The 21,523-nt window shown below is 71.7% G+C and carries 17 protein-coding genes; 10 read left to right on the top strand and 7 right to left on the bottom strand.

All coding sequences use genetic code 11. The features are described 5' to 3' along the window. Positions 1 to 110: 110 nt before the first annotated feature. On the bottom strand, positions 111 to 1,775 hold the full coding sequence (locus ACIGXW_RS04175; RefSeq protein WP_399569573.1) for an APC family permease: 1,665 nt from the start codon (positions 1,773 to 1,775) through the stop codon (positions 111 to 113). 598 nt (positions 1,776 to 2,373) lie between these two features. On the opposite strand from ACIGXW_RS04175, the gene ACIGXW_RS04170 reads away from it, so the two are divergent. Then, entirely contained in the window at positions 2,374 to 3,387 is a 1,014-nt protein-coding gene (locus tag ACIGXW_RS04170; RefSeq protein WP_399569570.1) for an ETX/MTX2 family pore-forming toxin, read from the top strand. A gap of 128 nt (positions 3,388 to 3,515) precedes the next feature. Here the strand turns inward: ACIGXW_RS04170 and ACIGXW_RS04165 are convergent, their stop codons facing one another. Together ACIGXW_RS04165 and ACIGXW_RS04160 are read right to left on the bottom strand one after the other, a co-directional pair. Next, positions 3,516 to 4,886 (bottom strand): aldehyde dehydrogenase family protein, encoded by a 1,371-nt coding sequence (locus tag ACIGXW_RS04165; protein ID WP_399569568.1) that lies wholly within the window; start codon positions 4,884 to 4,886, stop codon positions 3,516 to 3,518. A gap of 84 nt (positions 4,887 to 4,970) precedes the next feature. Next, the gene (locus tag ACIGXW_RS04160; protein ID WP_399569566.1) at positions 4,971 to 5,393 is read right to left on the bottom strand and encodes a hypothetical protein; all 423 of its coding nucleotides are present in this window, start codon (positions 5,391 to 5,393) and stop codon (positions 4,971 to 4,973) included. Positions 5,394 to 5,685: 292 nt separating this feature from the next. Between ACIGXW_RS04160 and ACIGXW_RS04155 the strand changes: the two genes are divergently transcribed. Then, positions 5,686 to 6,828, top strand: a complete 1,143-nt coding sequence (locus ACIGXW_RS04155; RefSeq protein WP_399569564.1) for a hypothetical protein — start codon at positions 5,686 to 5,688, stop codon at positions 6,826 to 6,828. A gap of 182 nt (positions 6,829 to 7,010) precedes the next feature. Beyond that, positions 7,011 to 8,630 carry an FAD-binding oxidoreductase gene (locus tag ACIGXW_RS04150; protein ID WP_399569562.1) on the top strand — a complete coding sequence of 540 codons (1,620 nt, stop codon included), beginning with the start codon at positions 7,011 to 7,013 and terminating at the stop codon, positions 8,628 to 8,630. A 32-nt stretch (positions 8,631 to 8,662) separates the two neighbouring features. On the opposite strand, the gene ACIGXW_RS04145 is transcribed toward ACIGXW_RS04150, so the two are convergent. Continuing rightward, entirely contained in the window at positions 8,663 to 9,889 is a 1,227-nt protein-coding gene (locus ACIGXW_RS04145; RefSeq protein WP_399570812.1) for an alpha/beta hydrolase family protein, read from the bottom strand. Positions 9,890 to 10,147: 258 nt separating this feature from the next. Here ACIGXW_RS04145 and ACIGXW_RS04140 point away from each other — a divergent pair, with 258 nt between their 5' ends. The 4 genes from ACIGXW_RS04140 (at position 10,148) to ACIGXW_RS04125 (ending at position 15,472) form a co-directional block, all read left to right on the top strand. Then, the gene (locus ACIGXW_RS04140; RefSeq protein ID WP_399569559.1) at positions 10,148 to 11,161 is read left to right on the top strand and encodes an ArsR/SmtB family transcription factor; all 1,014 of its coding nucleotides are present in this window, start codon (positions 10,148 to 10,150) and stop codon (positions 11,159 to 11,161) included. A gap of 121 nt (positions 11,162 to 11,282) precedes the next feature. Further along, on the top strand, positions 11,283 to 12,692 hold the full coding sequence (locus tag ACIGXW_RS04135) for an amino acid permease (RefSeq protein ID WP_399569557.1): 1,410 nt from the start codon (positions 11,283 to 11,285) through the stop codon (positions 12,690 to 12,692). 196 nt (positions 12,693 to 12,888) lie between these two features. After that, positions 12,889 to 14,100, top strand: coding sequence for a serine hydrolase domain-containing protein (locus tag ACIGXW_RS04130; protein ID WP_399569553.1), 1,212 nt, complete (start codon positions 12,889 to 12,891; stop codon positions 14,098 to 14,100). A 436-nt stretch (positions 14,101 to 14,536) separates the two neighbouring features. Next, positions 14,537 to 15,472: an abortive phage infection protein gene (locus tag ACIGXW_RS04125; RefSeq protein WP_399569552.1), complete on the top strand. Its 936-nt coding sequence runs from the start codon at positions 14,537 to 14,539 to the stop codon at positions 15,470 to 15,472. Between the two features lie 349 nt (positions 15,473 to 15,821). Here ACIGXW_RS04125 and ACIGXW_RS04120 read toward each other — a convergent pair whose 3' ends face one another. Then, entirely contained in the window at positions 15,822 to 16,745 is a 924-nt protein-coding gene (locus ACIGXW_RS04120; RefSeq protein WP_399569550.1) for a MurR/RpiR family transcriptional regulator, read from the bottom strand. A 131-nt stretch (positions 16,746 to 16,876) separates the two neighbouring features. Here ACIGXW_RS04120 and ACIGXW_RS04115 point away from each other — a divergent pair, with 131 nt between their 5' ends. Further along, positions 16,877 to 17,638 (top strand): uridine kinase, encoded by a 762-nt coding sequence (locus ACIGXW_RS04115; RefSeq protein ID WP_399569548.1) that lies wholly within the window; start codon positions 16,877 to 16,879, stop codon positions 17,636 to 17,638. Here ACIGXW_RS04115 and ACIGXW_RS04110 read toward each other — a convergent pair. Beyond that, complete coding sequence (locus ACIGXW_RS04110) at positions 17,625 to 18,380, bottom strand: AraC family transcriptional regulator (RefSeq protein ID WP_399569546.1); 756 nt, start codon at positions 18,378 to 18,380, stop codon at positions 17,625 to 17,627. The genes ACIGXW_RS04115 and ACIGXW_RS04110 overlap by 14 nt on opposite strands. Before the next feature lie 54 nt (positions 18,381 to 18,434). Here ACIGXW_RS04110 and ACIGXW_RS04105 point away from each other — a divergent pair, with 54 nt between their 5' ends. Both ACIGXW_RS04105 and ACIGXW_RS04100 read left to right on the top strand, forming a co-directional pair. Then, complete coding sequence (locus ACIGXW_RS04105; RefSeq protein ID WP_399569545.1) at positions 18,435 to 19,685, top strand: MFS transporter; 1,251 nt, start codon at positions 18,435 to 18,437, stop codon at positions 19,683 to 19,685. 43 nt (positions 19,686 to 19,728) lie between these two features. Next, the gene (locus ACIGXW_RS04100) at positions 19,729 to 20,304 is read left to right on the top strand and encodes a hypothetical protein (protein WP_071966396.1); all 576 of its coding nucleotides are present in this window, start codon (positions 19,729 to 19,731) and stop codon (positions 20,302 to 20,304) included. A gap of 45 nt (positions 20,305 to 20,349) precedes the next feature. Here the strand turns inward: ACIGXW_RS04100 and ACIGXW_RS04095 are convergent, their stop codons facing one another. Beyond that, a complete protein-coding gene (locus tag ACIGXW_RS04095) occupies positions 20,350 to 21,345 on the bottom strand; it encodes an Lrp/AsnC family transcriptional regulator (protein WP_399569542.1) in 996 nt (331 codons plus the stop codon). Positions 21,346 to 21,523: the final 178 nt, after the last annotated feature.

Raw genomic sequence — 21,523 nt, 5'->3', positions numbered from 1 at the left:
CGGATCCGGCCATTCCCGCCCTTGCCCGGGCAGGGGCCTCATGAGCCCCTGGGCATGAAAACGGACCGGCCCCCTCCCCCGCACGGGGGGAGGGGGCCGGTCCGCAGGCGTCAGGAGGCGACGGCTTCGACGGGCTCGGGCCGGCGCTGTTCGGGCACGGACCCGGCGGCGGTGGCGTCGAGTACGGGGTCGGGGTCCGGCAGGCCCGCGCGGTGGGCCTGGACTCCGGCGCGCACGGCCCAGAAGTAGAAGCCCAGGGCCGAGACAGCGACCAGCGTGATGTCGAGGCCGCCCGGGATGACGTCGTGGCCGCCGAACTCGGCGCTGCCGAGGGCGGACAGCAGTGCCAGCCACAGCAGGAACCCGACCATCCACCAGGCCGGCGCGAACTGGCGCCGCAGGCTCGTCTCGCCCCGGCGGCGCAGCACCACCGCGGCGATGGGCACCGAGATCAGGGTGAGCACGGCGACCTTGCCGGTGTTGGGCCACTTCGACCAGTACAGGGCGCAGGCCGCGAACGCGAAGGTGACGGGACAGAGCACCGAGGCGGCGGGGAGGCGGAAGGGGCGGGGCAGGTTCGGCTTGGTCTGCCGGAAGACGCCGACCGCGATGGGGCCCATGAGGTAGGAGACGACCATCGCGGCGGAGACGACGCTGGCCAGGGCCTCCCAGCTGTGGCCGACAGTGAGGAGCAGCAGCACGGAGAAGCCCAGGTTCAGCCACATGGCGGGGCGGGCGACGCCGTAGCGGGGGTGCACCTCGGCGATCTTCTTGGGGAAGAAGCCGGTGTCGGCGAGGTTCTGGGCCAGGTACGCGGCCGAGGCGACGTTGCCGATGTTGGCGCCGTTCGGCGAGATGAAGGCACCGAACTGGAGCATGGTGACGACCCAGTGCAGCATCAGCAGCTTGGCGAGGTCGGCGAAGGGCGACGAGAAGTTGATCCCGCTCCAGCCGCCCGCCTCGGCGAGCCGCTCCGGCGGTACGGCGCCGAGGAAGGCGACCTGGAGGGCGAGGTAGATGACCAGGCCGAGGGAGAGCGCGCCGACGAGGGCGAGCGGGATGGCGCGGCCGGGGTTCTTGGCGTTGCCGCCGAGGTTGACGACGGCCTGGAAGCCGTTGAAGGCGAAGACGACGCCGGAGGCGGAGACGGCGGTGAGCACCGCGGACCAGCCGTTGGGGGCGAAGCCGCCGTGGGCGGTGAAGTTGCCGGTGTGGAAGCCGGAGGCGATGAGCGCGCCGACCGCGAGGACCGGAATGGCGAACTTCACCAGGGTCAGCAGATTGTTGGCGCGCGCCAGCAGCTCGACCGACCAGTAGCAGGCCAGCCACAGGGCGACGGTCAGGAACAGCGCCGTCGCCATGCCGGTGCCGGTGAGGCTGCCGTCGGCGACCAGGCCCCGGGCCCAGCCGAAGCTCCAGGACGACATGTACTGGGTGCCGGCGATGGCCTCGATGGGGATCAGGGAGGCGGTCGCGATCCAGACCGCCCATCCGGTGATGAAGCCCAGCACCGGGCCGTGCGAGATGGAGCCGAACCGGGCCATGGCGCCGGGCAGCGGGTAGGCGGCGCCGACCTCGGCGTACGTCATGGCGATCATGCCGATGAAGACGGCGCCGATCACCCAGGCGACCAGCGCGGCGGGCCCGGCGACCTGGGCCGCCTGACCGGCTCCGAAGAGCCAGCCCGAGCCGAAGATCGACCCCAGCCCGATCATTATCAGGGCGAAGAGGCTGAGGCCTTTTCGATTGGCCGCGCTCATATCCACGACGTGCATTTCCGTTCTGTCCGGAGACCGAGGGGGCGCCTCTACGTGCCTCTCGGCCATCCGGTTTCCGGGCCTGCTCCGTCCGCGCGCACCGAACGGCGACGCCGTCTGCCGGGCTGAGCGAAAAGCAACCGCCTGCACTGCGTGCCGGCCCCATGGGCTCCGCCGAAATCGGCCCCCGGGAACGGACACCGGGTGTGGCGCGACGAGTCCGGTGGGCCGTGAATTAAGATCGACGGCGGTCCGGACTCGATGACGACGAGATGGCCGAGGACGCAATAGCGACGCCGGACATATTACGCCAACCATGGGTAACAGTTGCATTCACCCCTGACGGCAGCGGTGTCATGCTCACGCCGCCAACGACTACGGAGCGTACCCCCTCGACGCGGAGCGGCCCGCCTCGCCGACGCGACCGCCGACCGCCATGACCGCCTGACACTCCGTCACAACCGCGGCCGCGCAACAGGGCCTGCCTCATCGTGACGTGCCGTTAACCGAGGGCGACGGGACCAAAGTCCCTATGCAGCACGCGAGAACGCCGATTGCATTGATCATCAAGCAGCTTCGCCCGTCCGTCCCCCACCACAAGAAGGTACGGGATTAAATGAGTTACGTCTCCAGACGCCGCATTCTCACGCTCGCTCCCGCCGTCGGAGTCGCCGCGACCGTTCCCCTGTCCGTCGTCACAGCGAGTGCGGCGACGGCCGCCCCTCGCGCACGGAGTCAGGAGAAGAGCCGAGCCGCCGCCCGTTCGCTGCAGGAGATCACGGACGCGTGGGGCCAGTGGATGGCGCGGGAGAGATTCCCGCAGTCCAACGGATGCCGCTTCACCGCCTCCACCGACTACGGGAAGCAGAGCGCTCTCGGCGATTACCACCGGCATCAGGTCCGTACGAAATACAGCGGCATCGTCTACGACCCCAATGCCCCTTCCCCCGTCCCGGGACAGGTCAGTTCGGTCGCCACCAATTACCGCAACGGCACGGACGTCGAGCAGATCGTCACGTACAAGCAGAGCAGGACGACCGAGCAGGATCTGCGGATATCGGTGACGGAGTCGCTGAAGGTCGGCGTCACCGTGGAGGTCTCGGCGGAGATCCCGGCGGTCGCCAAGGTCAGTGAGACCACGTCGATCGAGGCGAGCCTCTCCTCGACGCAGGAGTTCTCGCACAAGGAGACCCAGAACTGGAGCGTCGACCTCCCCCTCAAGATCCCGCCGAAGTCGGTCGTGGAGGCGACCCTGGTGGTCGGCACGCAGAAGTACGACATCGACTGGACGGCCACGGTCGGCCTGTCGGGAAGCGTGGCGATCTGGTTCAACGAGAAGGTCGACCTCAACCACGACGGTGACAACCACTGGCTCTGGTTCGTCCCGGTCGAAGAGGTGTTCCGGGACTGCCGGTCGCACGGGATCGTGGACGTGTCGGGCTACGAGGTCACGTCGGAGGGCGTGAACGCCTTCGCCAGCGGAACGTTCTCGGGAGGCCAGGGAGTCTCCCTCAACATCAACGCGGTCCAGAAGCCGCTCGACGGCCGGCAGAAGCGCAGTACTGCCACCCGGACGATTCCGATCCCGCTCGATCAGAACGGAAAGAAGACCGCCGTCCCCGGCCGCTGAGCCCGACGCCGCGCGTGATGCGGTGCGCATGAGGCAGTACGGATGAGTCAGCGCGTCGAGCCGTGGGGAGCCCGCGAGGACGGCGGGCCCCGCCACGGCTCGACCTGCGTTCCCGGGGGGCCGGGGCCTCAGGCCGACGGGCCCTCGAGGACCGCCTTGCGGTGGCTGAACGTCTCGATCGAATAGCGGCCGTGGTACCTGCCCATGCCGCTCTCGCCGACGCCGCCGAACGGCAGGTCGGACACCGTCAGATGGGCCAGCGGCAGGCCGAAGCCGAGGCCGCCGGACGAGGTTTCCGACGCCAGGCGCCGCCGGGTCTCCTCGGATTCGGTGAAGGCGTACAGCGCCAGCGGCTTGTCGCGGTCGTTGATGAAGGCGATGGCCTCGTCCAGGCCGGGGACCGTGACGATGGGCAGGACGGGACCGAAGATCTCCTCCTGCATGACCGGCGCCCCGGGATCGACGTCCGCCAGGACCGTCGGGGCTATGTACTTCGTGGCGCGGTCGCCGGCGCCGCCGGTCACCACACGGCCGGAGCCGAGCAGGGCGGTCAGCCGGTCGAAGTGGCGCTCGTTGACGATCCGCCCGTAGGCGTCGGACGCCGCGGGGTCGGATCCGTACAGCGCCTCGACGGCCCGGGTCAGCGCGGGCTCCAGGGCGCGGGCCGTCCGCGGGTCGGTGAGGACGTAGTCGGGCGCGACGCAGGTCTGGCCGGCGTTGAGGAACTTGCCGGCGGCGAGCCGTGCCGCGACGGCGTCCAGGTCGGTGTCGCGGTCGACGAACACCGGCGACTTGCCGCCCAGCTCCAGCGTCACCGGCGTGAGGTGCCGGGCCGCCGCGGCCATGACGATGCGGCCCACGACCGCGTTGCCTGTGTAGAAGATGTGGTCGAAACGCTCGGCGAGCAGGGCCGTGGTCTCGGGGACGCCGCCCTCGACGACGGCGACCGCGTCCGTGTCGAGGTACCGGGGCAGGAGGCGGGCGAGGGCGGCGGAGGTCGCGGGGGCGAGTTCGCTCGGCTTGGCCACGACCGCGTTGCCGGAGGCCAGCGCTCCGACCATGGGGGCGAGCAGCAGCTGCGCGGGATAGTTCCAGGGGGCGATGACCAGGACGACGCCCAGCGGGTCGTACTGCGTCCAGGCCGTGGCCCCGGCGAGGTGGGGCGGGACCGGGGCCGGCTCGGGGTGCAGCCAGTCGGCGAGGTGGTCGAGGGTGTGGTCGATCTCCCGGATCGTGAAGTCGATCTCGGTGCGGTAGGCCTCGTACGAGCTCTTGCCCAGGTCCTCGTGGAGCGCGGCCACCAGTTCCCCGTCATGCTCGGTGAGCATGGCGCGCAGGCCGCGCAGCTGGCCGGTGCGCCATGCGGCGGGCTTGGTGCGGCCCGTGCGGAAGGTGGCGCGGAGCCTGGCGACGACGTCGGCGGGCTGCTCGGGGGCGGTGTGGTGCATGGTGCCTCGATCGCGGTGGTGGGTCGGACGACGTTTGCTTGATGTCCTCAAGCAACCACTTTGATGTAAGCGCCAATATTTAAAGTTGTCAAGTAATAGGGATGCCGCCCTGGCCCCTGCCGTCCGGCCCGAGCGTCACGAGGTCGTCGCCACCGGCTGCGGCTCCCGTCCCGCGTCGGCGGCGGCACCGAGGAACGCCTCGATGTCCTCGTCCTCGAATCCACCCAGGATGGTGTGAACGGCGTTGAGGATGGCGCAGGCCCACGCGAACACCTCGTCGAGCGGTGCGCCGAAGGCCGAGCGGAGGGGGCCGGAGAGGTAGGAGCCGTACGGGATGGGCGAGCCGGCCGTCCCTCCGGCCTGGCGGTAGCCGCGGAACCCTTCGACGGCACAGGCCATGAAGCCGGCGAAGTCGGGGCCCAGGAGTTCGCGCATGTCGCGCAGCAGCAGCGTCGCCGCGTGGAGGCCGCGCGGGCCGGCGGTCAGCGCCCCCTCCCCCATGCGCTGCCGGAGCAGCTGGTCCAGGGCGGCCCGGTACAGGGTGTCCTCGTGCGTCATGAGCGCATGGGTATCCGACCCCGCCCGGCGGCGACGGAGGACTCGCCGACCCCGTCCCCTGGATGGCCGGACGGGAGGCCCCGGCACGGGTGCCCGCGGAACGCCGCCGGCGCCCGTCTAAAGTTGCCGCGCCGAACCTGGCAAGACCCTGACAAGAGAGCGTGAAGTGACCATCGAACCACCGGTGCCCGGGAGACCTTCGAGCCATGACGGAGGGTCACCTTCCGTATCTGACGAGGAGTGGGAGCGCTTCACCCGGGACCATGAGCGGGCGATCCGCGAACAGGCCCCCGTGGAACCGTCGGCGCGGGCCCGCATGGTCACCGCCCGGCTGCGACAGGAGGACGAGGCGGCGGCCGCGGCCGGCCGCAAGGGGCTGCGCCGGCTGAGGGCCGGAAACCGGCGCGGCGGGAACGTTCCGCCCAGGGAGCCGGAGGGCTGGCGCACCGGGCCCGCCTGGCAGGAGATGAACGGGCGGGCGGACCGCAGGCGCCGGATCCTCGGCGGCGTCGGCGTCCTGGCCGCCGTCGCGGCCCTCCTGTTCGCGCTCAACCCCGACAAGGCCCTCTCCCTGCTCCCCGGTGGTCAGGACAAGGGCGAGACGGCCGCGCGGAAGAACCCGGCGCCCCTGCCCGCGGAGAGCGGCCGCCCCGACGGGGCCCCGGGCGAGGCGCCGGCGGGGACCGCGACGCCCGCCCGGCCCTTCGCCGGCTCGCCGTCCGAGCAGTACGACGACGGCGCGAAGGGCATCGTCCTGCCCAAAGCCGAGCCGGTGGGCACGCTGTCGAAGGAACAGGTCGCCTCGGCCCTGAAGACGACGAGGGACTTCCTCGTCGCCGCCAACCTGGAGCCCGCGACGATCCGCGGCGAGCGCCCCACCGCGGCGCTCGCCCTGATCGAACCGCGCCAGGAGGAGCTCACCACGAAGATGAACACCTCCCTGAGCAAGCCCGACCGGGAACACGACCCGCTGCTGCTCTTCAGCCGCTTCGACGCGAACGAGGTGCGCATGGTGGGCGAAACCGTCAAGACGCGGGGGCGAATGACGTTCAAGGAGGGCGAGAAGGGCTCCGTGGTCGTCCACGCCGACTACACCTTCGTCTATCCGCTCGTGAAGAAGGCGGACGGCTCCCGCGAGGTGGCGCGCACCATCGTGCGCCGCGTCATCGACACCGAGCTCCACGACCCCGCCCTTTTCCAGGTGACCGAGGGCAAGGTGGCCGTCCGGTCCTACGCCGTGGACATCGGCAATACCGCTTGTGGCGTCCGCGACGGTTTCCTGCACCCGGCCTTCCCGTCCCACCGCACCGGCGGCTCGGAACAGTCCGGCCCCGCCGTCGACCCCTACGACCGGAGCAAGGACCTGCGCGCCGAGGGGAACGCCTCCGCCGCGTCCGGCTCGGGCGGTGAGTGCGGCACGACCACCAGGACCTGAGGAGCCTGACGGACCTGACGGACCTGACGGGCCTGACGGGCCTGACGGGCCCCTAGGGGAGCCCCTACATCCTTCGGTGGAGGGGCAGTTGGTCATCACGGATGATGTTCCGCCGCACCGCAGCGCCGATCGTTGGGGGGAGATCCTTTCATACGGCAACGAGGCGACAAGGGGAGCGGACCATGGCGGAAGTGACACGACGCGGCGTACTCGCAGGGGCGGCGGTGATCGGCGGTGCGGCCGCCGCGGCGGCCGCTCAGGGCATCGCCGCTCCGGCCGCCCTCGCCGCGCCGCCGGCGGACGGCCCGCCCCCGCCGGCCCCGGTCACCGTCGGCCCCGGGGACCCGCGCTACCGCTCCCTGACCCAGCGCGGCTTCAACGCCCGCTTCGTCGGAAAGCCCGACTACGTACGCGTGGTGAGCACGACCGCCCAGGTCGTCGACGCGGTGCAGCAGGCGGTGCGGGAGGGCAAACGCATCGCCGTGCGCAGCGGCGGGCACTGCTTCGAGAACTTCGTCGACGACCCCTCGGTGCGCGTCGTCATCGACGTCTCCCCCATGAGGGCGGTCTTCTACGACGCCCGGCGGCGGGCGTTCGCGGTCGAGCCCGGCGCGTTACTGGGCGAGGTGTACCGCAGACTGTTCCTCGGCTGGGGCGTGACCATCCCGGCGGGCGCGACCGCCGAGGTCGGCGTCGGCGGCCACGTCCTGGGGGGCGGCTACGGCTCCCTGTCCCGCCGGTACGGGCTGTCCGTGGACCACCTCCACGCCGTCGAGGTCGTGGTCGTGGACAAATCCGGGAAGGCCTCCGCCGTGGTGGCCACCCGGGAGCCCTCGGACCCGAACCACGACCTGTGGTGGGCGCACACCGGCGGCGGGGGCGGCAACTTCGGCATCGTCACCCGCTACTGGTTCCGCGACCCGGCGGCCAAGGGCTCCGACCCCGCGCACCTGCTGCCCAGGGCCCCGGAAGCGATCACCTCCTTCTACGCCACCTGGTCCTGGAAGGACCTGGACCGGCGCTCGTTCGAGGCACTGGTGCGCAATCACGGCACCTGGTACGAGCACAACAGCGCACCGGACTCGGCCTACGCCGGGCTGTTCAGCGTCCTGATGCTCAACAGCCGCAAGGCGGGAACCGTCAGCCTGGTAGGGCACCTGGACTCCACCGGAGCCGGTGCGCAGCGGCTCATCGACGACTACGTCGCCGCGGTCGGCCGCGGGGTGGGGGCCCGCCCCGACCGGGGGCAGGAGGACGAGCCGTGGCTGCAGTCCGCGGCCAATGTGCAGGAGTCGAGCCCGGCCTCCTTCAAGGGCAAGGCCGCCTACCTCCGCAAGCGCTTCACGGACCGGCAGATCGCCGCCGTCCACGACCATCTGACGAGCAAGACGGGTGGCGAGGTCGACGGCTCCCTGTGGCTGATCTCCTACGGCGGGAAGGTCAACACGGTCCCGGCCGACGCGACGGCCGTCGCCCAGCGCGACTCGATCCTCAAGGCGGTCTACATGGCCAGCTGGGACACTCCGCGAGGGAACCCCGAACCATGCGTGTCGTGGGTGCGCGACCTCTACCGGTCCGTGTACGCCGACAGCGGCGGCGTGCCCGTGCCGGGCGCCGTGAGCGACGGCTCCTTCATCAACTACCCGGACACGGACCTCGCCGACCCCGCCCTCAACACCTCGGGCACCCCATGGCAGACCCTGTACTACAAGGACAACTACCCCCGCCTGCAGCGCGTCAAAGCGAAGTGGGACCCGCGTGACGAGTTCCGTCACGCCCTCTCCGTCCGCCCGCCGAAGTGACGACGGCTCTCGTGACGACGGCTCTCGTGACGTCAGTGTGACGGCAGGTGCCGGGCGAAGAACGAGAGCAGGCAGTGGCGTACCAGGGGCACCGATGTCGCCGGGTCGATCGCGCCGATCAGCTTGGTGCGGCCGGCGGCGCTCATCAGGCCGGCGGTCTGCAGCTGGGGCGCCATGGCGGCGTAGTCGGTGAACACCCAGTGCGCGGCGTCGTCGATCCGGCGCCGGCCGGTGTGTCCCCGGTGCGCGAGCACGGCCGACCAGGAACGCTCCAGCTGCTTCCTTTCCGTGAAGCCGTCGGTTCCCAGCAGGAGCAGCGGCCGGTCCACCCCGTACCGGGCGACGGGGAACAGCTCTCCTTCCTTGCCGGGCGCCTGCTGCGGGTGGTCGAGGTAGCCCTCCATGTCGACCGCCGCGTGGATACGGCGGTCCTCGTACAGCGCCTGGGCGGCGCTCGTGCCGCCGGCGGAGTGGCCGTAGATGCCCACCCTCCGCAGGTCCAGCGCGCGCCCGAGGTCCTTGGGCAAAGCCCGTCCGTAGGCGTCGGGGTTGCGGCCGCCCGCCAGCACGGCGAGCCGGTCCAGGACGAACCGGATGTCCGCGACGCGGGTGGCGATGAGGGTGCGGAAGAGGCCGGGATCCGCCCGGGGGTCTCCCATGAGCACGGTGGTGCGGACCTTGTCCCGGTGGTCCGTCTTCCGCGGGAAGTCGACCTCGCCGGCGTCCCCGGGGTGGTCGACGGTCACCACGACGTGGCCCCGGCTCGCCAACTCCTCCGCGAGCCCGGTGCCCAGGGTGCGCGGGTCGCCGCCGCCGGGGCTGTACAGGAGCACGGGCCGCCGTACGGGCTGGGCGGGGGCGTCCGGGTACGAGTGGGTCAGGGTGGCCGCCCACCGCACGCCCATCGCCGGCAGCTCCGGGTGTATGCGGTGGGCGGTCCCGTCGAACGAGGCCGCGGCGTCCCCGGTCATCTGCGGTGCGGGCCGGTGGCCGTCGATGCCGCGGGCCGGGTAGAACACGGTGACCATCACTTCCCGGACGGGGAGGGCGGCGTCCCACGGGTCGCGCCGGGAGTGGTCGACCAGATACAGCGTGGTGACTCCGGTCCAGTGCGGGCCGGTCGGCGCGGGCAGGCGCAGGGTGACGTCTCCTGCGGCCGCCCGCCGCCGGGCGTGCGCCTGCGCGATGCCTGCGCCTCCGCTCGCCAGCAGCAGCGCTCCGGCCAGTACGGCCGACTTGGCGACGGTCCGCCGGTCCATCGCGGCCGCGCCCTGATGCCCGGGAGCGGTGTCGCCTCGTCGCCCGAGCGCGTGGGCCGCGCCTGTGCGGTCACCGTCGCCGGTCTGTGTGCGGAACATGGCTCTCCCCTTGTTGCCTGTGTGACGTCGGTCCTTGCCTCTGCCCCGGCACCCTGGGGGATTGACGGGGCATGACCTGAATGCTGGCGTCCGGCGGGAGCCCGGGCGATCCTTTAGGCCCTGCCCGAAAGGTTGGCGGGGCGTGCTTCAGGGGGTTTGGTGATACGGGTCCGCTTAACAGCCGACGACTTCGCCCGGGTCCGGTTCGCACCCCGGCCGGCGCCGTTGCAGGAGCTGAACGTCGCCCTGATGAGGATGTGCCTGCCCGGAGACGACGTGCTCGTCGGCCGCTGGAGACGCCGGCAGTGGCGTTCCCTGCCGGTCGCCGTCCGGCCGCTGGCGGACCTTGTTCCCGCCGGGCAGGCACCGCTGTTCATCGACGAGTTCAGCGACACGCTCGAGGACGGGCTGGACAGCGTCCGCGCCACACGCCCCGAGCTGGTCCGCTCCGAGCTCGAACGTGTCTACGCCGGGCACCCGGCACCGGCACCGCCGTGGGTCCGCGATCTGCACCGGGGCGACGCCGACGCCTGGCACCTCATGCGCCGCGCGCAGCACGCTGCCTTCGACTCGGTGCTGCGCCCCGTATGGCCCCTGGTACAGGAACTGCACCGGTCGGAGTTCACCCGCCATGCCCTGACCGTGGCCGAGCACGGCGTCGGCGCGGCGCTCACCGCACTCGTCCCGGGCACCCGCCTGCACGGGGGCGTCTGGGAGTGGGAGGGGCCCGGTGAGGGGGACATCGAGCCGGCCGGTCACGGTGTGGTGCTCGTGCCCACCTTCCACTGGCGCGGCCGCCTCCTCCTGGCCCACCGGCCCGGCCGCCCCCTGTACGTGACGTATCCGGCCGGTCCGGGCCTGCCGCTCCCGCCGGCGGGGGCCGGCGGCACGGACGACGCGCTGGCCGGGGTGCTCGGACGGACCCGCCTCGAGACGCTGCTCCTGCTCGCGGAGGAGCACACCACCGGCGACGTCGCCCGGCGGCTGGGCGTCAGCGACGCCACCGCCTCCGTCCACTGCGCCGCCCTGCGCGGTGCCGGGCTGATCACCACGGTGCGCGCGGGCCGGGCGGTCCTGCACCGGCGCACGGCCCTGGGAAGCCTGCTGCTCCGGCGCCGGGCCCCGGACACGGGGCGTCCTGGAGGCCCCGAGCGGGGGCATTCCGGCGCGTAGCGATCCCGCGGCGGTCACGTTGCGTGAAGCAAGTGTCCGGATATCGGACGAGCCGGGCGCGCCTTCTCCCGAATGCCCATACTCAAGGCTTCCCAATCTCGCATGATGGACAGGTACGACCATGAGCCGGACACTCCCGTCTCCTCCCCCGCTCACCGAGGGCCCCCCGCAACAGGGTTCCCCCCTCTCGAACGGGCTGAAGCAGCGGCACCTTTCGATGATCGCCCTGGGCGGTGTCATCGGCGCTGGCCTCTTCGTGGGCTCGGGTGCCGGCATCGCCGCGGCCGGCCCGTCGATCGTGCTCGCCTACGCCGCGTCCGGCCTGCTCGTGATGTTCGTGATGCGGATGCTCGGGGAGATGTCCGCGGCCAACCCGGCCTCCGGCTCCTTCTCCGTCCACGCCGACCGCGCGATCGGCCCGTGGGCCGGCTTCACCGCCGGCTGGATGTTCTGGACCCTGCTGGTCGTGGGCGTGGCGATCGAGGCGATCGGCGCGGCCCACATCATGCAGGGCTGGTTCCCGGGCACCCCCTCCTGGCTGTGGGTGCTGGCGTTCATGGCGCTGTTCTGCGGCACCAACCTGGGCGCTGTCGCGAACTTCGGCGAGTTCGAGTTCTGGTTCGCCGCCCTGAAGATCGGCGCCATCGCGCTCTTCCTCGTCCTCGGCGCGCTCGCGATCCTGGGCCTGCTGCCCGGCAGCGACTCCCCCGGCACGGCGCACCTCCTGCACGACGGCGGTTTCCTGCCCAACGGCATGGACGGGCTGCTGGTCGGCCTCCTGGCCTCGCTCGCCGCGTACGGCGGTCTGGAGACGGTGACCATCGCGGCCGCCGAGTCCGAGGACCCGGTGCGCGGTGTGGCCAAGGCCGTGAAGACGACGATGTGGCGGATCGGCATCGTCTACGTCGGCTCGATGCTGGTGATCGTCGCGCTCATCCCGTGGGACGACAAGGCCGTCACCGAGAGCGGCCCGTACGCCGCGGTGCTCGACCGCCTCGGTGTCCCCGCCGGCGGCGAGATCATGAACGTGGTCGTCCTGATCGCCCTGCTGTCGGCGATGAACGCCAACATCTACGGCTCCTCGCGCATGGCCTACTCGCTGGTCTCGCGCGGCCAAGGCCCGAAGTTCCTGGCCAAGGTCTCCGGCGGAGTCCCGCGCCGCGCGGTCCTCGCCTCCTCGGCGTTCGGCTTCTTCGCCGTCCTCCTGTCGTACTGGTACCCGACCACCGTCTTCGCCTGGCTGCTGAACATGGTCGGCGGGGTCGTGCTGGTGGTGTGGGGCTTCATCGCCGCCTCGCAGCTGCGGCTGCGCCGCCAGCTGGAGCGCGAGGCGCCCGAGCAGCTGGTGGTGCGGATGTGGGGCTTCCCGTACCTGACCTGGCTGACGCTGGCCGGGGTGGCGGGGGCGCTGGTGCTCATGACCCTCGACACGGACACCCGGGTGCAGCTGTACTTCACCGGCGGCCTGGCCCTGGCGCTGGCCGTGACCGGCTACGTCCGCCAGCGGGCCGTCGCCGCGACGGCCGGCTGAGCCTCTCCACCTCTGTTCGACGAAGGCCGGGCCCCTCCCGTAGGGGCCCGGCCTCGTGCGTTCTCCCTGACGAGCCCTCAGGGTCCTTTCAGGGTCGGCGTCAGGGCCGCCCCTGGTGATCCGGCGATCTTGCTCGAGAAGACTCGGGAACGTTCCGGATGCCCCTGACATCCACCCTTCTCCGACTGGAGACCGCATGCGCCGTTCCTCGACCCTGACCCTCGCCGTCGTGACGGCGGCCGCAGCGGCGATATGCGCAGCCGCCCCGTCGCAGGCGGCCTCTCCGGCGGCGGGCCCGGACCGTACGGCTCTGGACGAGGCGATCACGGTGCGTCCGGGTGATGACGTGGCGGGTGCCGTGGCTCAGGTCTACCGGAAGGCGCCCAAGTCGCCCGGTCAGACGTGGCGGGGCGCGTCCGGGGATCTCGTCACGGGGAGGAAGACCGGGGCCGGGGCCCACTTCCGGATCGGCAGCATCGCCAAGCCGATGGAGGCCGCGGTGCTGCTGCAGTTATCCGCCGAAGGGCGGGTGGACCTCGACGAGACCGTGCAGCACTACATGCCGGGGCTGCTTCCGGAGAAGTTCGAGCCCATCACCGTACGGCAGTTGCTCAACCACACCAGCGGGCTTCCCGACGACTTCGAAGGCTCCCCCGCCCCGTCCCCGGACCAAGTGATCGACAGCCGGCTCGACTACTACACCTTCGACCAGGTGATCCAGCAGACGCTGCGACCCAAGGGACGGCAGGACGAGTCCGGGCCCGGCCCGCACTTCGCCCCGGGAACCCAGCAGCAGTACAACTCGTTCGGGTACCGCGTCGCCGGAAAGCTCATCGAGGAGCTCACCGGTCACTCCCTCCAGCACGAGATCACCACCCGCATCCTGACCCCGCTCAGGATGAAGGACACCTCGGCGCCCGGCCGCACGTCCCACGTGCCCCGCCCCTATCTGCCCGGTTATCTGCCCAACGGCAAGGGCGAGCCCGTCGACGTCAACGAGCAGGGCGGCAATCCCTCCAGCATGACCTCCACGACCGCCGACCTCGACCGCTTCATCAGCGGCCTGTTCGACGGCCGTCTGCTGCGCCCCGCCCAAGCCGCCGAACTGCGCACCGTGCCGCTGGACGCCGGCGGCAAGCCGCTCCCCTACCGGCCGGACGGCGCCAACTGCGCCTCCGGGCCCCACAAGGGAACCGCCTGCTTCAGCATCGGGCTGATGTCCTTCCCGCTGTCCGACGGCTCCGTGGTGTGGGGCAAGACGGGCACCGATCTCGGTTACAAGAGCGGGGTGTTCGCCACCGACGACCTCAACCGGCGCGTCGTCTACGCGGTGGGCACGGCCTCGGTGGAGAACCGCACCGCTTCCGCCATCGCCGGTCGCCTCGCCCAGGCCGCCTTCGGCGGCTGAGACCGGCCGACGCCCACGCTCCGCGCCCGCAAGGCGAGTTGGCAGTGAGGGATGTACAACCAAAGTCGTGGGGTGGGACGGAGAGCCCCTACCTACGGCGCAGCTGTCATAGACCATCGGCTGACGACCCGGCGTCCCGCCGCTCGCCAGACTGGGAGCCGCCTCGCGGGACGGTGGGGCGGGATCGCGAACACAGGGATGGGGAGCCGTTGTGCGGAGCGAGGGGATCAACCGGGCGCGTTTTCTGGCCGGGGCGGCGGCTGCCGGGGTCGGGGTGGCGACGGGGTCGTTAGTGGCGGCCGGGCGGGCCGGGGCGGCCGGGAAGGCGGTGCGGGAGCGGACCGGGGCAGGGGGTGGGCACGGGCTGACGTACCGGGGCGTGTGTTACGAGGTCGGGGCGGGAGAGACGCCGGCGACGGCGTGGAGCGCCGCGAGAATGCGCGAGGACATCCGGGTGATCAAGGACGAGCTGCACGCGAGCTCGGTCTCGGTCTTCGGTGACGGCATCGACCGGCTGACGGCCACCTCGTCGGAAGCGGCGGAACGCGGCCTGCACGTCTGGCTCCAGCCGCGCCTGGGGGACCACCCGGAGCACGAGATCCTCGACCACCTGGCGGAGACCGGCCGGCACGCCGAGCGGCTTCGCCGGCAAGGCGCCCGTGTCCACCTCAGCGTCGGCTGCGAGTTCGTGCTGTACGTGCCGGGCATCGTCCCCGGCGAGAACGTCCTGGAGCGCGTCGAGAACCTGCTCAAGGGGTCGTTCGATCCGGAGCAGACGGCACGGCGGCTGCGCAGTTTCATCGCCCGGTCGGCCATGGTCGGCAGGTCCGTCTTCCACGGCGGGATGACCTATGGCGCGGCGGCCGACGACGAGGTCGACTGGGGCCTGTTCGACATCGTGAGCGTCAACTACTACGCGTACCTCCCGCGCCGGGCCGACTACGTACGGGAGCTCACGGGGTACCGGCGCTGGGGCAAGCCGGTGGCCGTCACCGAGTTCGGCACGTGCACCTATGCGGGGGCGCCGCAGCGGGGCGGCATGGGGTGGAACACCGTCGACTACGACAAGCCGGAGCCCGAGATCGTGGGCGACCTCGTCCGCAGCGAGCAGACGCAGGCCGCGTACATCACCGACATGCTCGGGATATTCGAGTCGATGGGCCTGTACGCGGCGATGGTCTACAACTTCGTCAGCCCCGACGCTCCCCACTCGTCCGACCCGCGGCACGACCTCGACATGGCGAGCTACAGCATCGTGAAGACGATACGGACGGGGTCGAAGGGGCCGGGGGGCGCGGCGTCCGAGTGGCACTGGGAGCCGAAGCAGGCGTTCCATGCCCTGGCCCGGCACTACGGCCGGGCCGGAGCCTGACAAGACGATTACCGGCGGCCCCGACCCAGGGGTTGGCCGGGGCCGCCGAGGGCATCCGAGGGGAGCGGACTACCCGAACGGAACGCCATCGGGCCGACTGAGGAGGGTGTCGTCCCTGGACGCTCGTCCACGTGGCTCCCGGAGGCTCGCCGTCGCGAGCGCTGCTGTACCGGCCGGCTTCAGCCCCGTTCGGGCTCAGGCGCCACCGGTAGTAAATATATTTACTGCCAAGTAAGCAAGGGTATGAAAAATTTCATGCATGTGGACGGCGTGCGGAGGGGGTGAAAAGCCGCGAAACCCCCGCCCGGGGCGGCTAGGGCCCGGAGCCGGGGTTTCCGGAGCCTCGGTCTCAGGGTTCGAGGAAGAAGTCGTGCTGGTCGGCGGCCTGCTCGTACTTCTCCAGCCTCAGCTGTGTGCGCTCGGGGTCGGCGTCGGCCATGGCCTGCAGGATCGCGGCGGACAGCACGCCCGGCGCCGCGTACGAGTCGAAGACGAGGCGCGAGCCGGTGCCGGCGGTCAGTGCCACGTCGGCCTCCTCCACGAGCGGGCCGAGCGCCACGTCGGTGATCAGTGCGACACGCAGCCCCGTGCTCCGGGCGGCCCGCATCGCCGCCAGGGTCTCGTTGGAGTGCCTCGGCATGGCGAAGGCGAGGACCCATGTCCCGCCCGCCTCGCGGGACTGGAGCAGCGCGTCGTAGGCCACGCTGCCGCCGCGGGAGACCAGCCGCACGTCGGGGTGGATCCGCTTGGCCGCGTAGGCGAAGTATTCGGCCAGGGAGACCGAGATGCGCAGGCCCAGGATCGTCAGGGGGACCGAGTGGGCGAGCTCGCGGCCGATCTCCAGGACCCGGTCGGTGTCGGCGAACGCGCGGCGCAGGTTCGCGAGGTTCGCGATCTCGGCGTCGACGGCGGCCTGGAGCTCGTTGCGGCGGGTCTCCTCGCCGGCGTCCGGGGAGCCTGCGACCGCGCTCAGGGCGAGGGGCTGCAGCGCCTCGCGGAGCGCGGGGTAGCCGCTGAAGCCCAGCGAGGAGGCGAAACGGGTCACCGACGGCTGGCTCACGCCCACGCGCTCCGCGAGGTCGGTGATCGACAGGAACGCGGCCTCGGTGAGGTGGTCGGTGATGTACTGCGCGATGCGCCGCTGCGCGGGGGACAGCCGGTGGCCGCCGAACAAAGCACGGACCTTGTCCCCGGGAGCGGGCTCCGTCCCGGGAGACCACCCGCCCGGCGTGATCGCGGACGCCTGCGCCCGTGCCTGCTGCCCTGATGGCACCGGTGTGCCTCCTTCTCGCATCTCCAGGTCAACATAACTCACCCCGCCCGGCGGCCGGAGGCCCTATGAGAGGGCCACAGGCCGGCCCTCCCAGTGATCTTTCTCATCGGGCGGCGGGATAGGTTCACCGCATGGGACTGCAGCGGGCGGGCGTGCATCATTCGGTTTCGACCTGGCAGCAGCCGCACCCTCCGGCGGCCTCCGCCGAGCGCGGCGCGCTGCTCGACGAGGTCGTGCAACGCATTCTGGCCGTCGGCCACGGCAGCCGTGACGGACATGACCGGCCCGGCGGCCCGGGCCGGCTGCTGGTCGGCATCGACGGCTTCACGGCCGCGGGGAAGACGAGCTTCGGGCACGAACTGGCCGAGCGGCTCGGCGCCGCGGGGCGGCCGGTGCTCCGGGCCACGCTCGACGACTTCAAGAAGCCGTGGAAGGACCGGCACCTGTACGACCGGGAGTCGGGCGAGGGGTACTACCGCAACGCCTACGACTACGAGGCCGTCAAGCGCCTGCTGCTGGATCCCTGCCGGTCGCCGGAGGCCACGTCCTGTGTGCTCTGCAGCATCGACCCGCTGACGCAGCAGGACCACTCCTCCACCGTGGCACCGCTCGCCGCGGACGCGGTGCTGATCGTGGACGGGGTCTTCGCCTTCCGGCCCGAGATCAACGCGTACTGGGACTTCCGCGTGTGGTTGCACGTGGACGAGGAGCTGTCGGTCCGGCGGGGTGCCGCCCGTGATCAGGACTGGGCGGGGTCCGAGGCGGAGTCGCTCCATCGCAACCGGTACCTGGTGGCCGAGCGGATATACCTTCAGGAGGCCGATCCCCTCCCGCTCATGGACGTCGTCGTCGACAACTCCGCCTTCGCCCGGCCCCGCTTCATGACCCGCTGACCCGGCGGTTGTGGGTGCCGGGGGTGTAGCCGAAGGCGCGGTGGAAGACGTCGATGAAGGCGCTGGCGGAGGCCCAGCCGCAGCGGTGGGCGACCGTGGTGACCGGCACGTCGTCGGCCAGCATGCGCAGGGCGTGGTAGAGGCGCAGTTGGGTGCGCCACTGCGGGAAGGTCATGCCCAGTTCGCGGCCGAAGAGGCGGCTGAGGGTGCGTTCACCGGCTCCCGCCGCGACGGCCAGGGCGGCCAGCGGGCGCGGGTCCGCGGGGTCGTGGTGCAGGAGGTCGCAGACGGCCGCGAGGCGGGGGTCGGCGGGGGCGGGCAGGTGCACGGGTTGCTGGGGTGAGGCGCGCAGTTGGTCGAGGAGGACCGCGCGCAGGCGCAGCCGCTCGGGGGTGTCGTCGTGGGGGGCGCGGGTGTAGGCGAGGATCAGTTCGCGCAGCAGGGGGCTGACGGCGAGGACGGTGGGGGCGTCGAGGCCCAGGGGGTTGGTGTCGGCGGGCAGGCCGAGCAGGTGCAGGGCGAGGTGGCCGTGGGCGCGGGGGGCGTGGACACAGCCGGCGGGGACCCAGATGGCCCGGGTGCCGGGGGCGATCCAGGTGCCGGCGTCGGTGGTGACGGCCAGGACGCCGGAGCCCGCGTAGATGATCTGGTGGTCGTCGTGACGGTGCGCGTCGATGCTCTCCCCGGGTGCCAGCGCCCGGGCGGTGGTGGGCGCTTGCGGGGTGTGGCGGATGTCCGGCATGGGTTGGCATTTTATCGAAAGCGCGTCAGACCCTGCCGTGGCGAGGATGGAGAGGTGCCGAACAAACAGACCTTACGCACCGGACGTACCGGGCCCATCACACTGCTGTCGCTGGGACATGCCTGCGTGGACGTCTACCAGGGCTCGGTGGCCGCCCTGGTGCCGTTCTTCGTCTCCGAGCGCGCCTACTCCTACGCCGCCGCCTCCGGCATCGTCCTGGCCGCCTCCCTGCTGTCCTCGGTGGTGCAGCCGTTGTTCGGCGCCCTCACCGACAAGTGGGCCATGCCGTGGCTGCTGCCGGTGAGCACGCTGGTGGGCGGCGCGGGAGTGGCGCTCGCCGGTGTCGGCGGCTCCTACGCCTTCACCGTGGCGGTCGTCGCGGTGTCCGGGATCGGCGTCGCCGCCTATCACCCGGAGGCCGCCCGCCTGGCCCGGGCGGCCAGCGGTGGCAGCCACACCGCGATGGGCTGGTTCTCGCTCGGCGGCAACCTCGGCTTCGCCACCGCGCCCCTGGTGGTCTCCGCCGTGATCGCCACCGGTGGTCTGGGCGCCTCGCCGCTGCTGGTCGTTCCCGCCCTCGCCGGCGCGGTGCTGTGCGTGACCGCGCTGCGGGGCGTCGGGGCCCCTGCCGCAGCGGGCTCCGGCGCCGGTGCGGGCCGGGCCGGCGGCGGGGACGACTGGGTGTCGTTCATGAAGTTGTCGGGGGCCGTCGTGTGCCGCTCGATCGTCTTCGTCGGCCTCAGCGCGTTCATCTCGCTGTATGTGCGGATGCTTACGGGCGGCGGCGAAGTCGCCGGTACGGCGGCGTTGTTCGAGCTCTACATCGGCGGCGCGGTGGGCACGGTGGTGGGCGGGAAGCTCGCCGCCCGTTACGGCCGCCTCCCGGTCGCCCGGTGGTCCTACGCGCTGACCGTCCTCGCCGTGGCCGGCGTCGTCCTCGTGCCCGGTCCGGCCCTCTACGCGTGCGTCGCCCTCGCCTCGGCCGGCCTGTACGTGCCCTTCTCCCTGCACATCACCCTCGCCCAGGACTATCTGCCCCGGCGCGTGGGCACGGCCAGCGGGGTCACCTTGGGCCTGGCCGTCAGCGTCGGCGGCATCGCGAGCCCGGTCATCGGCGCCGTCGCCGACGCCACGGCCCTGCGGACGGCCCTCGCACCGCTGATCGCGCTGCCCGCCCTCGGCTGGTTCCTCCTGCGCACCCTTCACGAGCCCGAGACGCTCGAAGCGGCCGCCGGCCGGCCGTCGGCCCCCGCGGTGCCGGAACCCGCCGCCGACGCCACGTCCCGCCCCGGCGCCCCCCGGTGAAAAATCACCGGCCGCCTCCGGCGTCACGGGTGAAGATGGGCGCATGCAGAAGATCCCTACGCTCTTCGTCCGTGACCCCGACGACCGCCGCTACGTCCTGCCCGACGTCACGCCCGGCTGTGAGTGGGTCATGGCGGGCGAAGGCATACCGACCCGCAAGTACGACGGTACGTGCGTGATGCTCGACGACGCCGGCGAGTGGTGGGCCCGTCGCGAGGTGAAGCCGCGCAGGACGCCCCCGCCCGGGTACTTGGCGGTCGAGACGGACGAGGTGACGGGCAAGACCGTCGGCTGGGAGCCCGTCGCGCAGTCGTCGTTCGTGAAGTTCCACGCGGAGGCGCTGGCGAACCCGGCGGCGCAGGCCGCCGGAACGCTCGCCCCGGGCACGTACGAGCTGGTCGGTCCGAAGGTGAACGGCAATCCGGAGCGCACGGAGCGGCATGAGCTGATCGCTCACCGGGGTGCCGTGGAGTGCCGCATCCCCGAGCGTTCGTTCGCCGTGATCCGTGAGCACGTCCTGGCCCTCCACGCGTCCGACGGCTGCGAGGGGGTCGTCTTCCACCACCCCGACGGGCGGATGGCGAAGATCAAGGCCCGCGACTTCCCCGCGGGCGGCTGAGGTCGGCGGCCCCGGCCGGTCCGTGCCCACCGACGTCGGCCGTCCTCACCTCGGTGCGTCGAAGAGGCGGCTGCCGTCGCTGAGCAGGCCCGCTCTTTTGACGTGGCGGAGCACCGGGAGGACCTCGAGCCGGCGTACGGCCTTCAGTGCGCCGATGCCTTCCGTCATATAGGTGTACAGGTCGCGTTGGTCGCGGCAGAGCACGGACGCCGCGAGGTTGGCGGCGCCGGTCGTCGCCGCGACGAAGGGGACCTGGGGGTGATCGGCGAGGGCGCGGCCGATCTCGGCGAGGTCGCTGGGGGCCACGGTCGCGGCGAGGGCGGCCTCGGTCCGGTAGCCCAGGTGGACGGGGAGGACCTCGACGTCGAAGGCGAGCGCGCCGCTGCGGCGCAGGTGGTCCACGCGGCGCCGGACGGTGGACTCCGAACGGCCGGTCGCCTTGGCGAGTTCGGGGTAGCCCGCCCTGCCGTCCCGGGCGAGGACGGCCAGCATCGCGTGGTCCCAGTCGTCGAGGCGGACGGTTTCCTCGTCGGTGCTCACCGGCGGCGGCTCCAGTGCCTCGATCTGCTCCTCGCTCAGCTCGGTGAGGCACAGTCGGCGTTTCGCCCCACCGGTGTAGCGGTGCAGCATGCTCTGTGCCGAGACGCCCGTGACGTGCTGGGTGCGCGGCAGCTTCCGGAGCAGGAGCGCCTCGTGGTCCTCCCACGTGCGCGAGCTGACCAGGCAGCCGACCTCGGTGCCCCCGGAGAAGATCTTGACCCAGCCGGTGTCGGGGCGGCGGGCCAGCGCCTCGGCGATGGCCGGGGCCGCGCCGGGCACGCACTGGATCCGCAGCCTGGATTCGTGGAGGCCCACGCGGTCGCCCACCGGCAGGCCGAGCACCCTCAGCAGGCCCGCGCCCCGGAGCCGGCGATAGCGGCGGATCACCGTCTGGTCCGTGGTCCCGAGGACCGTGGCCAGACGGCTGAAGGCGGCCCGGCCGTCGATCATCAGCACCTGGACGAGCTGCCGGTCGAGGAGGTCGAATCCCTGATCATCCATGCTTTCCATCATTCCATGCCTCGATACGTGGGATTCCACCACCGTGAGCTTCCTGGGTTCTGGAAATCGGCCGATGATGCGAGCTTCGACCGTTGTCGGGGGTGCGGCCTTCCGGGCGGCGCGCCTGAAGAGTCCCAAGAGTGCGCCCCGGCCTCGTCGATGCGAAATCCCTGGAGGT

The organism is Streptomyces sp. NPDC053079 (assembly GCF_044546695.1).
Lineage (GTDB): Bacteria > Actinomycetota > Actinomycetes > Streptomycetales > Streptomycetaceae > Streptomyces.
This window is presented reverse-complemented; position numbering and strand designations above follow the sequence as displayed.